This is a genomic window from Streptomyces sp. NPDC058964 (assembly GCF_042741275.1).
Taxonomy (GTDB): domain Bacteria; phylum Actinomycetota; class Actinomycetes; order Streptomycetales; family Streptomycetaceae; genus Streptomyces.
Genome location: NZ_JBHYKH010000191.1, coordinates 1 through 15,622 on the forward strand (window position 1 = coordinate 1; position 15,622 = coordinate 15,622).

General features: G+C 73.0%; 16 protein-coding genes and 2 pseudogenes. 7 read left to right on the forward strand and 11 right to left on the reverse strand.

The features are described 5' to 3' along the window. Window positions 1-242, forward strand: a pseudogene (locus ACFW2E_RS23095) (EamA family transporter); the annotation flags it as partial. Here ACFW2E_RS23095 and ACFW2E_RS23100 read toward each other — a convergent pair. Together ACFW2E_RS23100 and ACFW2E_RS23105 are read right to left on the reverse strand one after the other, a co-directional pair. Next, complete coding sequence (locus ACFW2E_RS23100) at window positions 207-1,037, reverse strand: alpha/beta fold hydrolase (protein ID WP_384468967.1); 831 nt, start codon at window positions 1,035-1,037, stop codon at window positions 207-209. The pseudogene ACFW2E_RS23095 and the gene ACFW2E_RS23100 overlap by 36 nt on opposite strands. A 107-nt stretch (window positions 1,038-1,144) precedes the next feature. Next, window positions 1,145-1,794: pseudogene (locus ACFW2E_RS23105) on the reverse strand (NADPH-dependent F420 reductase). A gap of 115 nt (window positions 1,795-1,909) precedes the next feature. Here ACFW2E_RS23105 and ACFW2E_RS23110 point away from each other — a divergent pair. Both ACFW2E_RS23110 and ACFW2E_RS23115 read left to right on the forward strand, forming a co-directional pair. Next, window positions 1,910-2,803, forward strand: a complete 894-nt coding sequence (locus tag ACFW2E_RS23110; RefSeq protein ID WP_384468968.1) for an RNA polymerase sigma-70 factor — start codon at window positions 1,910-1,912, stop codon at window positions 2,801-2,803. Window positions 2,804-3,073: 270 nt separating this feature from the next. After that, on the forward strand, window positions 3,074-3,835 hold the full coding sequence (locus ACFW2E_RS23115; protein ID WP_384468969.1) for a GntR family transcriptional regulator: 762 nt from the start codon (window positions 3,074-3,076) through the stop codon (window positions 3,833-3,835). Between the two features lie 122 nt (window positions 3,836-3,957). On the opposite strand, the gene ACFW2E_RS23120 is transcribed toward ACFW2E_RS23115, so the two are convergent. From ACFW2E_RS23120 to ACFW2E_RS23130, 3 genes are all read right to left on the reverse strand, one after another. Then, window positions 3,958-5,115, reverse strand: coding sequence for an ROK family transcriptional regulator (locus ACFW2E_RS23120; protein ID WP_384468970.1), 1,158 nt, complete (start codon window positions 5,113-5,115; stop codon window positions 3,958-3,960). Window positions 5,116-5,213: 98 nt separating this feature from the next. Further along, entirely contained in the window at window positions 5,214-5,876 is a 663-nt protein-coding gene (locus ACFW2E_RS23125) for a response regulator (protein WP_384468971.1), read from the reverse strand. Window positions 5,877-5,890: 14 nt separating this feature from the next. Further along, on the reverse strand, window positions 5,891-7,045 hold the full coding sequence (locus ACFW2E_RS23130; protein WP_384468972.1) for a sensor histidine kinase: 1,155 nt from the start codon (window positions 7,043-7,045) through the stop codon (window positions 5,891-5,893). A gap of 107 nt (window positions 7,046-7,152) precedes the next feature. Here ACFW2E_RS23130 and ACFW2E_RS23135 point away from each other — a divergent pair, with 107 nt between their 5' ends. Genes ACFW2E_RS23135 through ACFW2E_RS23145 form a run of 3 tightly spaced genes read left to right on the forward strand, consistent with a single transcriptional unit; the run spans window position 7,153 to window position 9,280 of the window. Next, entirely contained in the window at window positions 7,153-8,073 is a 921-nt protein-coding gene (locus ACFW2E_RS23135) for an ABC transporter ATP-binding protein (RefSeq protein ID WP_384468973.1), read from the forward strand. 2 nt (window positions 8,074-8,075) lie between these two features. After that, the gene (locus ACFW2E_RS23140) at window positions 8,076-8,798 is read left to right on the forward strand and encodes an ABC transporter permease (RefSeq protein ID WP_384468974.1); all 723 of its coding nucleotides are present in this window, start codon (window positions 8,076-8,078) and stop codon (window positions 8,796-8,798) included. 41 nt (window positions 8,799-8,839) lie between these two features. After that, window positions 8,840-9,280, forward strand: a complete 441-nt coding sequence (locus ACFW2E_RS23145) for a hypothetical protein (protein WP_384468975.1) — start codon at window positions 8,840-8,842, stop codon at window positions 9,278-9,280. Between the two features lie 4 nt (window positions 9,281-9,284). Here ACFW2E_RS23145 and mug read toward each other — a convergent pair whose 3' ends face one another. The 6 genes from mug to ACFW2E_RS23175 all read right to left on the reverse strand — a co-directional run bounded on the left by mug (window position 9,285) and on the right by ACFW2E_RS23175 (window position 14,885). Next, on the reverse strand, window positions 9,285-9,830 hold the full coding sequence (gene mug / locus ACFW2E_RS23150) for a G/U mismatch-specific DNA glycosylase (protein ID WP_384468981.1): 546 nt from the start codon (window positions 9,828-9,830) through the stop codon (window positions 9,285-9,287). Beyond that, a complete protein-coding gene (gene purB, locus ACFW2E_RS23155; RefSeq protein ID WP_384468976.1) occupies window positions 9,827-11,269 on the reverse strand; it encodes an adenylosuccinate lyase in 1,443 nt (480 codons plus the stop codon). Before purB ends, mug begins: the two co-directional genes overlap by 4 nt. A gap of 144 nt (window positions 11,270-11,413) precedes the next feature. Beyond that, window positions 11,414-11,761 (reverse strand): DUF4326 domain-containing protein, encoded by a 348-nt coding sequence (locus ACFW2E_RS23160; protein ID WP_384468977.1) that lies wholly within the window; start codon window positions 11,759-11,761, stop codon window positions 11,414-11,416. A 3-nt stretch (window positions 11,762-11,764) separates the two neighbouring features. Next, window positions 11,765-12,556: an SGNH/GDSL hydrolase family protein gene (locus ACFW2E_RS23165; protein ID WP_384468978.1), complete on the reverse strand. Its 792-nt coding sequence runs from the start codon at window positions 12,554-12,556 to the stop codon at window positions 11,765-11,767. A gap of 65 nt (window positions 12,557-12,621) precedes the next feature. After that, window positions 12,622-13,635, reverse strand: coding sequence for a hemolysin family protein (locus ACFW2E_RS23170; RefSeq protein ID WP_384468979.1), 1,014 nt, complete (start codon window positions 13,633-13,635; stop codon window positions 12,622-12,624). Next, window positions 13,632-14,885 (reverse strand): hemolysin family protein, encoded by a 1,254-nt coding sequence (locus ACFW2E_RS23175; RefSeq protein WP_384468982.1) that lies wholly within the window; start codon window positions 14,883-14,885, stop codon window positions 13,632-13,634. Before ACFW2E_RS23175 ends, ACFW2E_RS23170 begins: the two co-directional genes overlap by 4 nt. Window positions 14,886-14,927: 42 nt before the next feature. Here ACFW2E_RS23175 and ACFW2E_RS23180 point away from each other — a divergent pair. Next, window positions 14,928-15,622: sensor histidine kinase (locus tag ACFW2E_RS23180; RefSeq protein ID WP_384468980.1), on the forward strand; the 695-nt coding region annotated here is incomplete at its 3' end.

Below are 15,622 nucleotides of genomic sequence, written 5' to 3' on the forward strand. Positions count from 1 at the left end.
GGCTTCGTCTGCCGGTACACGGGCATGCAGCGGATCGGCGCGGAGCGCGGCACGTTGTTCTCGGGGCTCATCCCCGTGGCGGCCGTCTGCACCGCCCCCTTCGCCGGGGAACCGGCTCGTACGGCGTCGCCCAGGCGGCGGGCAGCGTCCTGGTCGGTGCCGGAGTCGCCCTCGGATCGCGTGCGTCGAGCGGGCTCCGGCGCCGGTCAGCGGCTGCCGTCGAGGATGACGCGCGCGACCAGGGCGGGGTCGTCGTTCATCGGGCAGTGCCCACATCCGGGCAGCCGCACCAGCCGGGCCCGTGGGATGAGCTGCTTGGCGCGGACGCCCTGCCGGCGCACCAGCAGCAGGTCCTTGGTGCCCCAGCCCACGGTGACCGGGATCGCCGGGATGTCGTGGTTGAACCGGACGGAGGTGCCGGACCGCAGGGTCGCGTCGAACCCGGTCGCCTGCGCGAGCGCGAGCGTCTCGGCGACCACCGCCTCGGGTGAACGGCGGGCGGGGCGGGCGTAGATCGTGCTCGTCAGGGCCGTCCGGCCGGCCGCCGTGCGGGCCAGCCCCTGGACCAGCGGCAGCGGGAGCAGCCGGGAGATCTGCCGCATCGTGAGCAGGACGCCGAAGGCGTAGCGCCGTTCGGCCTCCGACCAGAACCCGGCGGGGGACAGGGCGGTGACGGACCGTACGAGCTGCTCGCGGCCCAGTTCGAGAGCGAGCAGGCCGCCCAGCGAGTTCCCGGCCACGTGCGGGCGGTCCAGTTCGAGTGTCTCGAACAGGGTGCTGAGCACGGCGTTGGTCGTGGGCAGGTCGTAGGCCAGGCCGTCCGGCAGACCGGGGGACGCGCCGAAGCCCGGCAGGTCCACGGCGATCACGTCGCGCTCGGCCGCAAGGATGTCCACCACGGGGTCCCAGGCCTGCCGGTGGTGGCCGATGCCGTGCAGCAGGACCAGCGGTTCGCCCTCGCCCACACGCGCGTAGGAGACGGTCACCGGGCGCGGGCCCTGTGGGGTGGGGACCTTGAAGGAGACGGTGGCGGACATGGAGGTGCTCCTCGTCTGGACTGGCCGATGGACGCCGTAGACAGCTTGTCAGCAATTGCTACCAGCGGGTAGCCCCCGCCGTGGCGTGTCTCGTCACGGCGCGGTCGTCAACGCGCCCGGTGCACCTCCACGTTGAAGTCGGCGTGCCCGAAGGACTGCATCAAGTTCACCCAGAATGGCAGGTACATCTCCAGGGAACCTGCCGCCCGGATGCCGCCCAGGTCCAGCACCCGGTGCGCCGGCCGGCCGAACTCCCCGAGCAGCGCCGTCACCCGCTCCTTGACGCCGGCGTCCTCACCGCGGACGAACACCTGGTGTTCGCCCGGCACCCCGCCCGGATCCACCACCACCTGGCAGTTGACGGTGTTCAGCGTCTTCACCACGCGCGCGTGCGGAAAGGCCCGCTGGATCTGTTCGCCCACGCCGTCCGACTCGACGGGGTCCAGGCGCAGCGCGCCCTCCTCGATCGCCAGGGGGTTGGACACGTCGACCACCACCTTGCCGTCGAGGTTCGCCGCGCCGGCCGCCTCCAGTGCCGCGAGCGCCACCCGGCCGCGCACGGCGTTCACCACCACCTCGGCGGCGGTCGCCTCCGCGAACGTCCCGGCCTCGCCCCGGCACCCGCGCCGCGGGCCCACTCCAGAGCGGCCCGATTGTCCTTCGTCCGCGACCCCAGCGTCACCTCGTGGCCCAGCTGCGCCGGCCTGCCGCCCAGCGTGCGTCCCACCTCGCCCGTGCCCGGCACCGCGCACCGCATCGGCCACCTTCCCCGCCGGCGCCGCGGACCACCGGCGGCCCGCGGATCATTGCGGTCCGGGCGCGCCACGGACGGGGCCGATTCGGCCTGGACAGCGGGAGACGGGTCGGATGGGATGGACGCCGTGACCGCCGACATCGCGACAGACGTCTTCGAACAGCACCGTTCCGTCCTCATGGGAGTCGCGTACCGCATGCTCGGACGCGTGGCCGACGCCGAGGACGTGGTCCAGGACGCCTGGCTGCGCTGGTCCGGAGCGGACCGCAGCGAGGTGCGCGAACCTCGTGCGTACCTGGTGCGCGTCACCACCCGGCTGGCCATCGACCGGCTGCGCCAGATCCGCGCGCGGGGTGAGTCGTACGTCGGCCCGTGGCTCCCGGAGCCGTATGCGACGGACTTCGGGGACACCGTCCCGGACACCGCGGAACGCGCCGTGCTGGCCGACTCGGTCTCCCTCGCCGTACTCGTCGTGCTGGAGGCGCTGTCCCCGCTGGAGCGCGCCGTGTTCGTCCTCCGGGAGGCCTTCGGCTACCCGTTCGCCGACATCGCGGGCATGCTCGACCGCGGTGAGCCGGCGGTGCGCCAGCTCGCCGCGCGCGCCCGCCGGCACGTGGACGAGCGGCGGCCGCGCTACGAGGTGGATCCGGCCGAGCGCCGGGACCTGACCGAACGCTTCCTGGCCGCCGCCACCGGGGGCGATCTCGCCGGTCTGATGTCGCTGCTGGCCCCGGACGTCCGCCTGGTCGGCGACAGCGGCGGCAGGGCGAAGGCGCCGGTGCGCATCCTGGAGTCCGCGGACAAGGTGGGCCGTTTCATGGCCGGCATCACCCGGAAGGGCGTGCCGGATCTGTCCTTCCGCTTCCTGGAGATCAACGGCGGGCCCGCGGTGCTGGTCCTGGCCGGGGACAAGCCCGACAGCGTGCTGCAGCTGGACGTCGCCGACGGCGTCGTCCGCACGGTGTACATCGTGCGCAACCCCGACAAGCTGCGGTCCCTGGGCGGTCTCTGAGTCGTACCGCGCCGAAGCCCCCGTCCAGAACGGAAGCCGCGACGGGGGCTTCGCCGTGATGTCACGGACATGGCCCCGTGAGAACGCCCGATGAACTCCGAGAACGCCTCATGAACGCTCCGCGGCACGCGTCCTGTGCGTTGCGTAAGGGATCGAGGATTGGTCTTGACCAAGGGTGGGGGCCGCCCTATGGTCGCAGATAAGTGCAACAACCTTTAATAAACAAGGGCGCTAAAACGCCGCCGGACCACGGCGATTGCGGAGGACAGGGTGGGGACCACGCAGCTGGAATCGGTGCCGGAACCGAAGTACTGGCACCTCAAGACCGTGCTCAGTGAGGCACTGGACTCCGAGTTCTCGGTCGGCGAGATCCTGCCCAACGAGCGCGACCTCGCCGCGCGCTTCGGCGTCGCCCGCGCCACGCTCCGCCAGGCCCTGGAACAGCTCGAACTGGAGGGCCGCCTCCAGCGCCGCCGCGGCGTCGGCACGACCGTGGCCCCGCCCCGGGTCGGTGTGGCCGTCGGCACCGAGCAGCACGACTGGCCGGGCGCCCCCGGCGACGCCTGGCAGCCTGTCGACGGCACACAGGCCGTGCCGCCCGCGGCCGTCGCCGCCGCGCTGGGGACCGGCGCCGAGGAGCCCGTGCACACCGTGCGGCGCTCCCGCGTCTTTCACGGTCAGCCGGTCGCCGCCGAACTGCTCTACATCCCCGCCTCCTCGGTGCCCGACCTCTCGGCGATCGACGCGCCGTCCGGTCCGGCACGCGCGCGTGCCGTGCTGCGCGAACTGCAGCGCCTGGACCTGGAGGGTCAGGACCGCGCGGTGGAACTCGGTTCGGCCCGCGCCGATGACGCCAAGGAGCTCGACCGGCTGCCCGGGGCACCCGTCCTCGTCGTCACCACCCGCTTCTTCGCCGAGGGCCGCACGACCGCGCTCTCCGTCGCCACCTACCGCGCCGACACCTGCCGGCTGACGTTCGCCGACTCCGGCGGCGTGGAGATCCACCACGGTCCCGAACGACAGGCCTCGTAGCCCGCGCGCCGACACCGGCCCCCTCTCGGAGCCGCACCGCCGCGTTCCGGAACTCCCCCGGGGCGCGGCGCGCTGTCCGGCAGCCGCTCGCAGCGCCCCGTCCCTGCCCAGCCGCCCCCCTGTCAGCGCCGCGCGGTCACCGTGCCTTCCACCGCGAACAGTTGCTCCTCCACGTGATCGAGGGCGAGCCGCAGGGCGCCCGTGGCCACGGCGGCCTCGCCGAGAAGGGAGAGCGTCACCTTGGGGGGCCGCAGACAGTACCGGGCGAGTTCGTGACGCAGCGGCTCCAGGACACCGTCCAGGCCCGCCGCCCAGCCGCCGATGACGACCAGTTCCGGGTCGAGGGCCAGGACGAGCGCCGCCACGTCGTGGACGAGGCGCTGGATGAACCGCTCGACGGCCGCACGGGCCCGCATGTCGCCCTCGCGCGCGAGGGCGAACACCTCGGCCACCGCCTGCTCGTCCAGCGGGTGCAGCGGCTCGTCCGTGGTGGACAGCAGCGTCTCCGGGGTCGCCTCCCGGCCCAGCAGGTGCAGCGCGCCGATCTCACCGGCCGCTCCGCCGTACCCCCGGTGCAGCCGGCCGCCGATCAGCGAACCGGCCCCCGGACTCAGCCCGGCCAGCACCATCACCACGTCGTCCGACTCGGTCGCGGAACCCTTCCAGTGCTCGGCGACGGCTGCCGCGTTGGCGTCGTTCTCCACCAGGACCGGGCACTTGAAGGAGCGGCTGAGCCGCTCACCCAGCCGCAGGCCCGTCCACTCCGGCAGCGCGGTACCCAGCCGGACGGTCCCGTCGGCCTCGACGATCCCCGGCGTCCCGACGCCCACCGCACGCAGCGAGCCGCGCGCGACCCCGGCCCGCCGCAGGAGCTCGGCGACGGCGGTACGCAGCCGCTCGAGGCGCTCGTCCGCGTCGGCCGTCTCGTCGACCTCCTTGGCCTGCGCGCCCAGCACCCGGCCGTCCAGGTCGGCGAGGAGCGCGGCGACGCGGTGCGCCCCGATCTCCAGGCCCAGCAGATGCCCTGCCTCGGCCCGGAACCGGAACCGCCGTGCAGGGCGACCCTGACGCCGGGCGGCGCCCTCCTCGGCGGCCTTCTCCACGACGAGACCGGCCTCGATGAGCCCCTCGACGACACCTTCGACGGTCGGCCGGGACAGTCCGGTCACCCGGGTGATCTCGGTGAGCGTCGCACAGTCCGTGGCACGCAGCGCGTGCAGCACCACCGCGGAATTGATCCTTCGCAGCAACGAGGGATCGCCTCCGGTCAGCCGCCCCAACTCCGTCCTCCCAGCTCGTGCGCGTGTTGGGCGGATCGTACTCGGCGCGGCGCGCCCCCGGCGAGCGCCGGGTCCCCCGGACCGGCGGACGGAGCCGATCAGCCGGGAGCCACGAAGCCCGACTCGTACGCCGTGATCACCGCCTGGGTACGGTCCCGTGCCCCGAGCTTCGCCAGCAGCGCGCTCACGTGCGACTTGACCGTCTCCGTCCCGACCACCAGCCGTTCGGCGATCTCCGCGTTCGACAGCCCACGGGCCATCAGCCGCAGCACCTCGGCCTCCCGCCCGGTAAGCCGGGCCCGCTCCAGCACGGCGCGCGCCGCCCGGTTCCCGCCGCCGTCACCGTACTCGGCGGCCAGCTGCCGTACCGAAGCCGGGAACAGCAGCGACTCGCCCTCGGCGACCAGCCGCACGGCGTGCACGATCTCCGCGGGCCGGGCCCGCTTCAGCAGGAACCCGTCGGCGCCCGCGCGCAGCGCCTCGTACACGTACTCGTCGTTCTCGAACGTGGTCACCACCAGGATCTTCGGCGGATCGTCGACGGTGCGCAGCACCGCGCGCGTGGCCTCGATCCCGTCCAGGAGCGGCATCCGTACGTCCATGGCGACCACGTCGGGCCGCAGCTGCCGGACCAGCGGAATCACCGCCGCCCCGTCGGCGGCCTCGCCGACGACCTCGATGTCGGGCTGCGCCTCGAGCACGGCCCGCAGACCGGTGCGGACCAGGGGTTCGTCGTCGACGAGGAGAACGGTGACCGGCATCCGGCCAGCCTAGATCACCGCACGGGGAGTTCGGCGTGCACCTGCCAGTCGCCCTCGTGCTGTCCGGTGTGCGCGTGGCCGCCGAGCAAGGCCGCGCGCTCGCGTATGCCCCGCAGCCCGCTGCCCCGGCCGGGACCGGTCACGGGGGCCGTGAGCGGATTGCGGACCTCCAGCGCGAGGGTGCCTCCGGCCACCGTGACACGGACCCGCACGGGAACGGCCCCCGCATGGCGCAGCACATTGGTGAGCGCCTCCTGGAGGATGCGGTAGCCCTCGCGTGAGACCGGTCCCGGCACCGTCTCCACCGGACCGGTCACCTCGGCGTCGACCTTGGCGCCGGAGGCGCGCGCGGACTCCAGGAGCCGGTCGGCGTCGGCCAGGGTCGGCCGGCTGCTCACCGGCCGCTCCGACTCCCGCAGGACACCCAGCACTCGCTCCAGGTCCTCCAGCGCGGCCCGCCCCGTCTCCTCGATGGCGCCCAGGGCACGGTCGGTGAACTCCGGGTCGCCGGCCGCCCGTGCCGCGCCCGCCTGCACCACCGCCACCGTCAGCGCGTGCCCGATGGAGTCGTGCAGCTCACGGGCGATGCGGGTGCGCTCCAGGAGCTGCTCGGTACGCTCCTCCAGGGCGGCGAGCCGCTCGGCGGCGGACGTACCGAGCAGGCGCCGAGCTACAGCGGTGGCGAGCTCGCCGAGCCCGACGAGGGCGCCGTAGAGCGCGACCAGGGGGAGCGGGATCAGCAAGGCGTAGGCCCAGTGCGGCTCCGCCCGGTTCAGTACCGGGACATCGGCGGGCACGTGTCCCCACGCCATCCTGCCGAGTTCGTACGCGAGCAACGGCAGCCACACCGAGACCATCGAGGTGGCCACGCCAAGGACCAGCCGCACCTCCATCCACAGCACCGTGCGCAGCCGGTCCGGCCAGGTCGCCGACGGCGTCACGGAGATCCCTGGCTCCTCCACGCCGGGCGTGAGCAGCAGCCGCGCCTGCACGCCCTCGCCCATCCGCACGACCGGGACGAGCCCCACGGGAACGAGTACGAGCGCGGGCACCCACGGCTTCGACGAGTCGATGAACATCCACACGCTGAAGATCAGCAACGGCAGCCACAGATGCAGCAGTCGCGTGTACGTCGTCCCCCGCGTCAGCGGGCGCAGAAAGCGGACCATCCGGCCATCGTGCCAGGTGGCGCCGACAACAGGCCTCCCCCGGGCGGGGGAGACGATCCCCGCGGGCGGGGGAGGAGCCAACGCCCCCGAGGCATCAGGCTGTTGCCATGACCAGCATCGACGTACGCGACCTCACCAAGGAGTACGGCAGCCGACGGGCCGTGGACCGGCTCACCTTCAGCGTCCGCCCCGGCCGCGTCACGGGCTTTCTCGGCCCCAACGGCGCCGGAAAGTCGACCACCATGCGGCTGGTCCTCGGCCTGGACCGGCCGACCTCCGGCACCGCCACGATCGGCGGCCGCGCCTACGGTGAACTCCGCGAGCCACTGCGCACGGTGGGCGCCCTGCTCGACGCGCGGGCCGCGCACGGATCCCGCACCGCACGCGACCATCTGCGTGCCCTCGCGGCCGGCAACCGCATCCCGGACCGCAGGGTCGACACCGTGCTGGAACAGACCGGACTCGCCGCCGTGGCCCGGCGTCGGGTGAAGACGTACTCCCTCGGCATGCGCCAGCGGCTCGGCATCGCCGCCGCCCTGCTCGGCGACCCGGAGGTGATCCTGCTGGACGAGCCCGCCAACGGCCTCGACCCCGAGGGCATCGTCTGGATCCGCACCCTGCTGCGCGGACTGGCGGCCGAAGGCCGGACCGTCCTGGTCTCCAGCCACCTGATGCACGAGACCGCCGCCTTCGCCGACCACCTCGTGATCCTCGGCCGCGGCCGCCTCCTCGCCGACACCCCCGTCCAGGACTTCATCCACGCACGCGTGCGGCCCCGGGTCAGGATCCGCACCACCGACGACGCCGCGCTCGGCGACCTGCTCGCCCGGCACGGCCACGACGCCTCCCGGGGCGAGGACGGGGCGTGGACCGTACGGCACGCGCGCGTGGACGACCTCGGCCGCCTCATGTCCGAGGCGGGCGTGCCCGTACTGGAACTGGCCGCCCGGGAGGCCACCTTGGAGCAGGCCTACTTCGATCTGACCGCGGCCGAGGCCGAGTTCACCACCCAGCCCCAGGAGGCCTGACCATGCCCTTCGCACCCGTTCTGCACGCCGAGTGGATCAAGATCCGGACGCTGCGCTCGCTCGTCGGCAGCCTGGTGGCGATCCTCGTCGCCACCGCCGCGTTCTCCGCGCTGGCCTCCGCCTCCGCGGACGCGGGCACCGACGGCACGGACCCGCTGTTCTCGGTGTTCTTCGGCATCAGTTTCGGGCAGATCGCCGCGATCGCCTTCGGTACGACGGCGCTGTCCAGCGAGTTCCGGGGCGGCGCGCTGCGGCTGACCCTGGCGGCCGTGCCGGACCGTCGGCGCTGGTTCGCCGCGAAGGCCACGGCGATCGCACTGCCCGTCCTCGCCGTCGGGCTCGTCACCGGGGTGGTGACCCTGCTGGTGGGCAAGGCCGTCCTCGGCGCCTCCGGGCCGACCTGGACCGAGGGAGCACGCGGCGCGCTCGGCTGCGGCCTCCACCTCACGCTGATGGCGCTGTTCGCCGCCGGGCTCGCGGCCGTGCTGCGCAGCGGCGTCGCGACCCTCTCCGTCCTGATCCCGTTCCTGCTGATCGTGTCCTTCGTCATCGGCGACCTGTCCGCGGGCGTCGCCGACTACCTGCCGGACCGGGCCGGCCAAGTGGCCCTGCACAGCACGTGGGACGGCTCCCTGGGCCCCTGGACCGGGCTCGCGGTGACCGCGCTGTGGGCGGCGGCGGCCCTGTGCGCGGGAGCCTGGAGCATCCAGCGCAGGGACGCCTGACAGCCCGCCAATTGTCAGTGGGGCCCGCTTTACTGGATCACATGGACATCGCGAACTGTCTCGCTGTGATCGAGCGGCTGTGCGCCCGGGAGTTCCCCGTGGCGGACGGCAGGACCGATGTGGGCACGGGCGGGCCGGGGTACCTGATAGCCGAGTTACAGACCAGCGGCGATTTCTACGAGGACGACGGCGCCGAACGGGAGCAGACGGAGGCGCAGTACGAGGCCGACCGGGACGCGTTGGCGGAGCGGCTCGCCGATCGGTGGGGACCGGCGGACGTGTTCAGCCTGGAGGGCGCCTTCCGGCGCGGCCTGGAAGGGGAGGAGCCGACGGAGCCGTGGGCCACTCTCGCCTCGCACGTCCCCGATGTGCATCTGTGGCGGGCGGAGCCGGGCCGCTGGGTCGCGCTGGGCGTGTCCCAGTGGGACACCGAACTGCCCTTCCAGCTGCTGGCGGTGGTCACCGAGACCGACCCGCCCTGACCCCTCAGGTCCGCGTGGCCTCCCGCAGCCGTCCGAACTCCTGCGCCATCGTCGCTGCCGTCCAATGAGCGTTCAGCCCACTGGGATTGGGCAGTACCCACACGCGCGTCCCGCCGATCGTCCGTTCCTGAGGCCCGACCCGGGCCCCGCGGTCCCCGAAGGCCGCCCGGTACGCGGTCACCCCGACCACGGCCAGCCACGTCGGCCGCAGCCGCGTCACCTTGGCCGACAGCAGCCGACCGCCTTCCACGTACTCCTCCGGCGCCAGCTCGTCGGCCCGCGCCGTCGCCCGCGCCACGACGTTCGTGACGCCGAGCCCGTACGACAGCAACTCCCTCTGCTCCGCGGGCTTCATCAGCCTGGGCGTGAACCCGGACAGGTGCAGCACCGGCCAGAACCGGTTCCCGGGACGGGCGAAGTGGTGACCGGTCGCCGCCGTCATCAGGCCGGGGTTGATCCCGCAGAACAGCACATGGAGACCGTCCGCGACCACGTCCGGGACCAGACGGTCGCGGGCGGCCTCCAGTTCCGCCTGGGTGAAGCGGGTCAGAGGATCGCTCCCGGGGTGTACCCGGCGGCCTCCGGATGCTGCTTGACGATCTCCTCGATCCGGCCGACGACGACGCCGACCTGGGCCGCGGCCGCGCCGGTGAAGGAGAGCTTGTCCGCCATCAGGGCCTCGAGCTGCGCGCGGTCCAGCGGGAGGCGCTCGTCGGCGGCCAGCTTGTCGAGCAGGTCGTTGCGCTCGGCGCCCTGCTCACGCATCGCGAGCGCGGTGGCGACCGCGTTCTCCTTGATCGCCTCGTGTCCGACCTCGCGGCCCACACCCGCGCGCACCGCGCCCATCAGCACCTTGGTCGTGGCGAGGAACGGCAGGTAGCGGTCCAGCTCACGGGCGACGACCGCCGGGAAGGCACCGAATTCGTCGAGCACCGTCAGGAAGGTCTCCAGCAGACCGTCGAGGGCGAAGAACGCGTCCGGCAGCGCGACCCGGCGCACCACCGAGCAGGACACGTCACCCTCGTTCCACTGGTCGCCCGCCAGCTCGCCGGTCATCGAGGCGTAGCCGCGCAGGATGACCATGAGACCGTTGACGCGCTCGCAGGAGCGGGTGTTCATCTTGTGCGGCATCGCGGAGGAGCCGACCTGGCCCGGCTTGAAGCCCTCGGTGACCAGCTCGTGCCCGGCCATCAGCCGGATCGTCTTGGCCAGCGAGGACGGCGCGGCGGCGAGCTGCACCAGCGCGGTCACGACCTCGTAGTCCAGCGAGCGCGGGTAGACCTGGCCGACCGACGTGAAGGCCTGCGAGAAGCCGAGGTGGGCGGCGATCCGGTCCTCCAGCTCGGCGAGCTTCGACGCGTCGCCGCCCAGCAGGTCCAGCATGTCCTGTGCGGTGCCGACGGGGCCCTTGATGCCGCGCAGCGGGTAGCGGCCCAGCAGCTCCTCCACCCGGCCGTACGCGACCAGCAGTTCGTCGGCGGCGGTGGCGAAGCGCTTGCCCAGCGTCGTGGCCTGGGCGGCGACGTTGTGCGACCGGCCGGCCATGACCAGCTCGGCGTACTCGCCGGCGAGCTTGCCCAGCCGCGCCAGGACGGCCACCGTGCGGTCGCGCATCAGCTCCAGCGAGAGCCTGATCTGCAACTGCTCGACGTTCTCCGTCAGATCGCGGGACGTCATGCCCTTGTGCACGTGCTCGTGCCCGGCGAGGTCGTTGAACTCCTCGATACGGGCCTTCACGTCGTGCCGCGTGACCTTCTCGCGCTCGGCGATGGAGGCCAGGTCGACGGTGTCGAGGACGCGCTCGTAGTCGGCGATCGCCTCGTCCGGCACCTCGATCCCGAGGTCCTTCTGGGCGCGCAGCACGGCGAGCCAGAGCTTCCGCTCCAGCTTCACCTTCTGCTCGGGGGACCAGAGCGTGGCGAGCTCGGCGGAGGCGTAGCGTCCGGCGAGGACGTTCGGGATGCGGGGCTTGGCGGGCGCTGAAGTCACGTGTACGGATTCTACTGGCGATTCGTGCAGGCCAGCGCCACGGGCCGTTCGGCGGAAGCTACAAAGGCTCCGCGGGCCCTGGCCACGGTTCTGCGGTCCCTGGGCCACAGTTTCTGTGGTCCCTGGGCCACGGCTCCGCCGGACCTATGCCACGTCGTGCGTGTCGGCCAGCTCCGCCAGCACGTCCGCGTGGCACGGCTCCGGCGCGCACCAGCAGGCGAGCGCCTTCCCCCGCAGGTCCGGCACGAGGTCCAGCAGCTCAGGTCGTTCCAGCAGGTAGGCCCGGTACATGGCCAGCACCTCGGCCCGGGTGCCGTCCCGTCTCTTCTTCGGGGTGTCGTAGGCGAACGGGTTGTACAGCGGGTGACGGGGCAGGTCCCAGCCGCCCATGGTCCAGCGCCGGCCGACGTAGACCACGTCGTGCGGGGCGTGCTCCAGCCGCGGACCGAACTCGTGGATCCGGCCCCGGACGCTGATCACCCGCGTGGTCACGGCCTACGCCGCCGGACTCTCGTAGGGCAGCAGCTCGGGCCGCTTGGCCGGGCGGCCGTCGCCGGACGAGCGGCCGGTCAGGCGGCGGCCTATCCACGGCAGCAGATGCTGCCTGGCGAACCGCACGTCGGCCACCCGCCGGGCGGCCCAGCCGGGCGGGAGGGTGGCGGGCATCGGTGTGCGCCACTCGGTGTCGTCGGGCTCGTAGCCCAGCGTCTGCCAGACCGCCTCGGTCACCCGGCGGTGCCCCTCGGCCGTCAGATGCAGCCGGTCCACGTCCCACATCCTGGGGTCGGCCAGCGAGGGCGCCCCGTAGAGGTCCACCACCAGCGCGCCGTGCCGCTCGGCCAGCTCGTCGACACAGGTGAACAGCTCCTCCATGCGCGGCCGGAACCGTTCCAGGACCGGTCCCTGACGGCCGGGGCTGCGCATCAGCACCAGCTGCCCGCACGCCGGGGCCAGCCGCTCCACGGCCTCGGTCAGCAGGCCCTTGACCCGTCCCATGTCGCACTTGGGCCGCAGGGTGTCGTTGAGCCCGCCGACCAGCGTGATCACATCGGGGTTCATGGCGGCCGCGACGTCGACCTGTTCGTCGACGATCTGCCCGATCAGCTTTCCGCGCACCGCCAGGTTGGCGTACCGGAAGCCGGGGGTGCGGGCGGCCATCCGCGCCGCGAGGAGGTCGGCCCAGCCCCGGTAGGAGCCGTCCGGCAGCAGGTCCGACATGCCCTCGGTGAAGGAGTCGCCGACCGCGACCAGGCTGGTGTGTGTGGGATGTGTGGGATTCGTCTGCATGGCGAAGCCGATGTTATCCCGGCTCCATACCCGCCGGTCGGTCGGCCCTCGAACGCCCCCGCCGGTCAGGCATGCTGCCCGAACAGCTCCCGCAGCACGTCCTCCATCGTCACCAGTCCCGCCAGCCGCCCGTCCGCGCCGAGCACGGCCGCCAGATGCGTGCGGCTGCCCCGCATCGCGGAGAGCACGTCGTCCAGCGGCGTGCTCTCCCGCACGCGCGCGATCGGCCGCATGTCCCGCAGCCGGAACGACGTGTCCCGCGGCGCGGCGTCCAGCGCGTCCTTGACGTGCAGATAGCCGGCGATCCTGCGGCCCTCGTCCACGACGGGGAAGCGGGAGAAGCCCGACTCCGCGGACAGGCGCTCCAACTGCTCCGGCGTGACGCCCACGCGCGCGTAGACGACACGCTCCAGCGGGACCACCACGTCCCGCACCGGGCGGCGGCCCAGCTCCAGGGCGTCGTGCAGCCGCTCGCGCGCCCGGTCGTCGATCAGGCCCGCCTCACCGGCGTCCTTGACGATCTGGGCCAGTTCCGCGTCCGAGAAGGTCGCCGCGACCTCGTTCCTGGTCTCCACCCGGAGCAGCTTGAGCAAGGCGTTCGCGAACGCGTTGACCGTGAAGATGACGGGCCGCTGGGCGCGGGACAGCGCCACCAGGGGCGGGCCGAGCAGCAGCGCGCTGCGCACCGGCTCGGCGAGGGCGATGTTCTTCGGCACCATCTCGCCGAGCAGCATGTGCAGATACGTGGCCAGCGTCAGCGCGATCACGAACGACACGACATGGCCGGCGCCCTGCGGCACGCCCAGCGCGTGGAACACCGGCTCCAGCAGATGCGCGATCGCCGGTTCCGCGACCACGCCCAGGACCAGCGTGCACAGGGTGATGCCCAGCTGGGCGGCCGCCAGCAGGGCGGAGACGTGTTCCAGGCCCCACAGCACGCTCTTCGCGCGCCGGTCGCCCTCCTCCGCGTACGGCTCGATCTGGCTGCGGCGCACCGAGATCAGCGCGAACTCGGCGCCGACGAAGAAGGCGTTGACGACGAGGGTCGCCACACCGATGAGCAGCTGTACGGCGGTCACTTCGCGTCCTCCCCGTCGTGGTGGTCGTCGTTCAGCGGCGCGTGCATCAGCACTCGGGCGGCCCGGCGTCCCGACGCGTCCACCACGTCCAGCCGCCATCCGGCCACCTCGACGCGGTCGCCGGTACGCGGTATGCGGCCGAGCCCGGTCGCCACGAGCCCGGCGAGCGTCTCGTACGGACCCTCCGGGGCCTTCAGGCCCACGCGGGCGAGCTGGTCCGTGCGGGCGGCACCGTCCGCGGAGTACAGCGCCCGGCCGTCCTCGTCGGCCCCGGCGGGGGCGAGGTCGGGGGTCTCGTGCGGGTCGTGCTCGTCCCGCACCTCGCCGACGACCTCCTCGACGATGTCCTCCAGGGTGGCGACGCCCGCCGTACCGCCGTACTCGTCGATGACGGCGGCGATCGTGCGTCCGCCGGAGAGCCGGTCGAGGAGCCGGTCGACGGTGAGTGACTCGGGGACGAACAGGGGCTCGCGCATCACCTGGGAGACGGGCCGGAGCGGGCGCTCCTCGGCGGGCATGGCCAGGACATCCTTGATGTGGGCGATGCCGACGACGGAGTCGAGACTGCCGCGGTATACGGGGAACCGGGACAGTCCGGTCGCCCGGGTCGCGTTGGCCACGTCCTCGCAGGTTGCCTGGACGTCGAGGGCGACGACCTGGACACGTGGCGTCATCACGTTCTCGGCGGTGAGGTCGGCGAGGTTCAGGGTCCGGACGAACAGCTCTGCGGTGTCCGCCTCCAGGGCGCCCTCCTTGGCGGAGTGCCGGGCCAGCGCCGCCAGTTCCTGGGGCCCGCGCGCGGAGGCGAGTTCCTCTGCCGGTTCCAGGCCGAAGCGGCGCACCACGCGGTTGGCCGTCTCGTTGAGGTGCGTGATGAAGGGGCGGAAGGCGGCGCTGAACAGGCGCTGCGGGTTGCCCACCCGCTTGGCCACGGCCAGCGGCGAGGAGATCGCCCAGTTCTTGGGCACCAGCTCGCCGACGACCATCAGGAACACGGTCGACAGGGCGGTGCCCAGGACCAGCGCGACCGAACCGGCCGTCGAGGACGAGAAGCCGAGCGCCTCCAGCGGGCCCGCGATCAGCTTGGCGATCGACGATTCGGAGAGCATGCCGACGACCAGGTTGGTGACCGTGATGCCGAGCTGTGCCCCGGAGAGCTGGAAGGTCAGGCTCCGTACGGCCTTGAGGGCGCCCGGGGGGGCGGGGGCGGCGCCACCCGGGAGATCAAGGCAGCGCTGTACCGACTCCAGGACGCGCTGCGCGGGCTGCAACAGCGCTACGACGACCCGGAGTTGACGCAGACGCTGTTCGCGCTGGACCACGAGAACGAGCAGTCCCTGCGCCGGGCACAGGTCGCCGCCGTGGTGTGCGGGGCCTGGGTGGGACTCGCCCGTGAGGAGTCCCACCTGGTGGACGCGGTGACGGGCGGTCAGGCGCGGCTGGACGGCTACCACCGGGTCCGGGTCCACAACCACCTGGAACCGGGCACGGCGCTGGTGTCGCACGCGGTCGAGCCGGTCGCCATCATCGTCGCCGAGCTCCTCGACAACGCGCTTCGGCACTCCGCGCCGGAGACCGACGTCGTGGTCAATCTGGAACACGTCCACCACGGGGTCTGCGTCACCATCGACGACGCGGGCCTGGGCATGACCCAGGACGAACGGGCCCGCGCCCAGCGGTTGGTGGCGGGCAGCGACCCGGTCCTGCTCACCGGACTGGGCGACCCGCCCCGCATGGGCCTGGCCGCGATCGGGCAGCTGACCCGGCAGTTCGACCTGGACGTCGACGTCTCCTCCCCCTCTCCGTACGGCGGTGTGCGCGCGGTGCTGCGTGTGCAGAGTCATCTGCTCGGCCGCGTCGACCCCGTCGAGCAGCCGCCGGCGGCCAGCGCCCCGCGCTCGACGCGCGCCGTACCCGATGCCACGGCCGCCGCGGCACCGGTGCGGGCGGACGGCGTACGGGGCCGGGCGAGCGGCCCCCCCGCGCC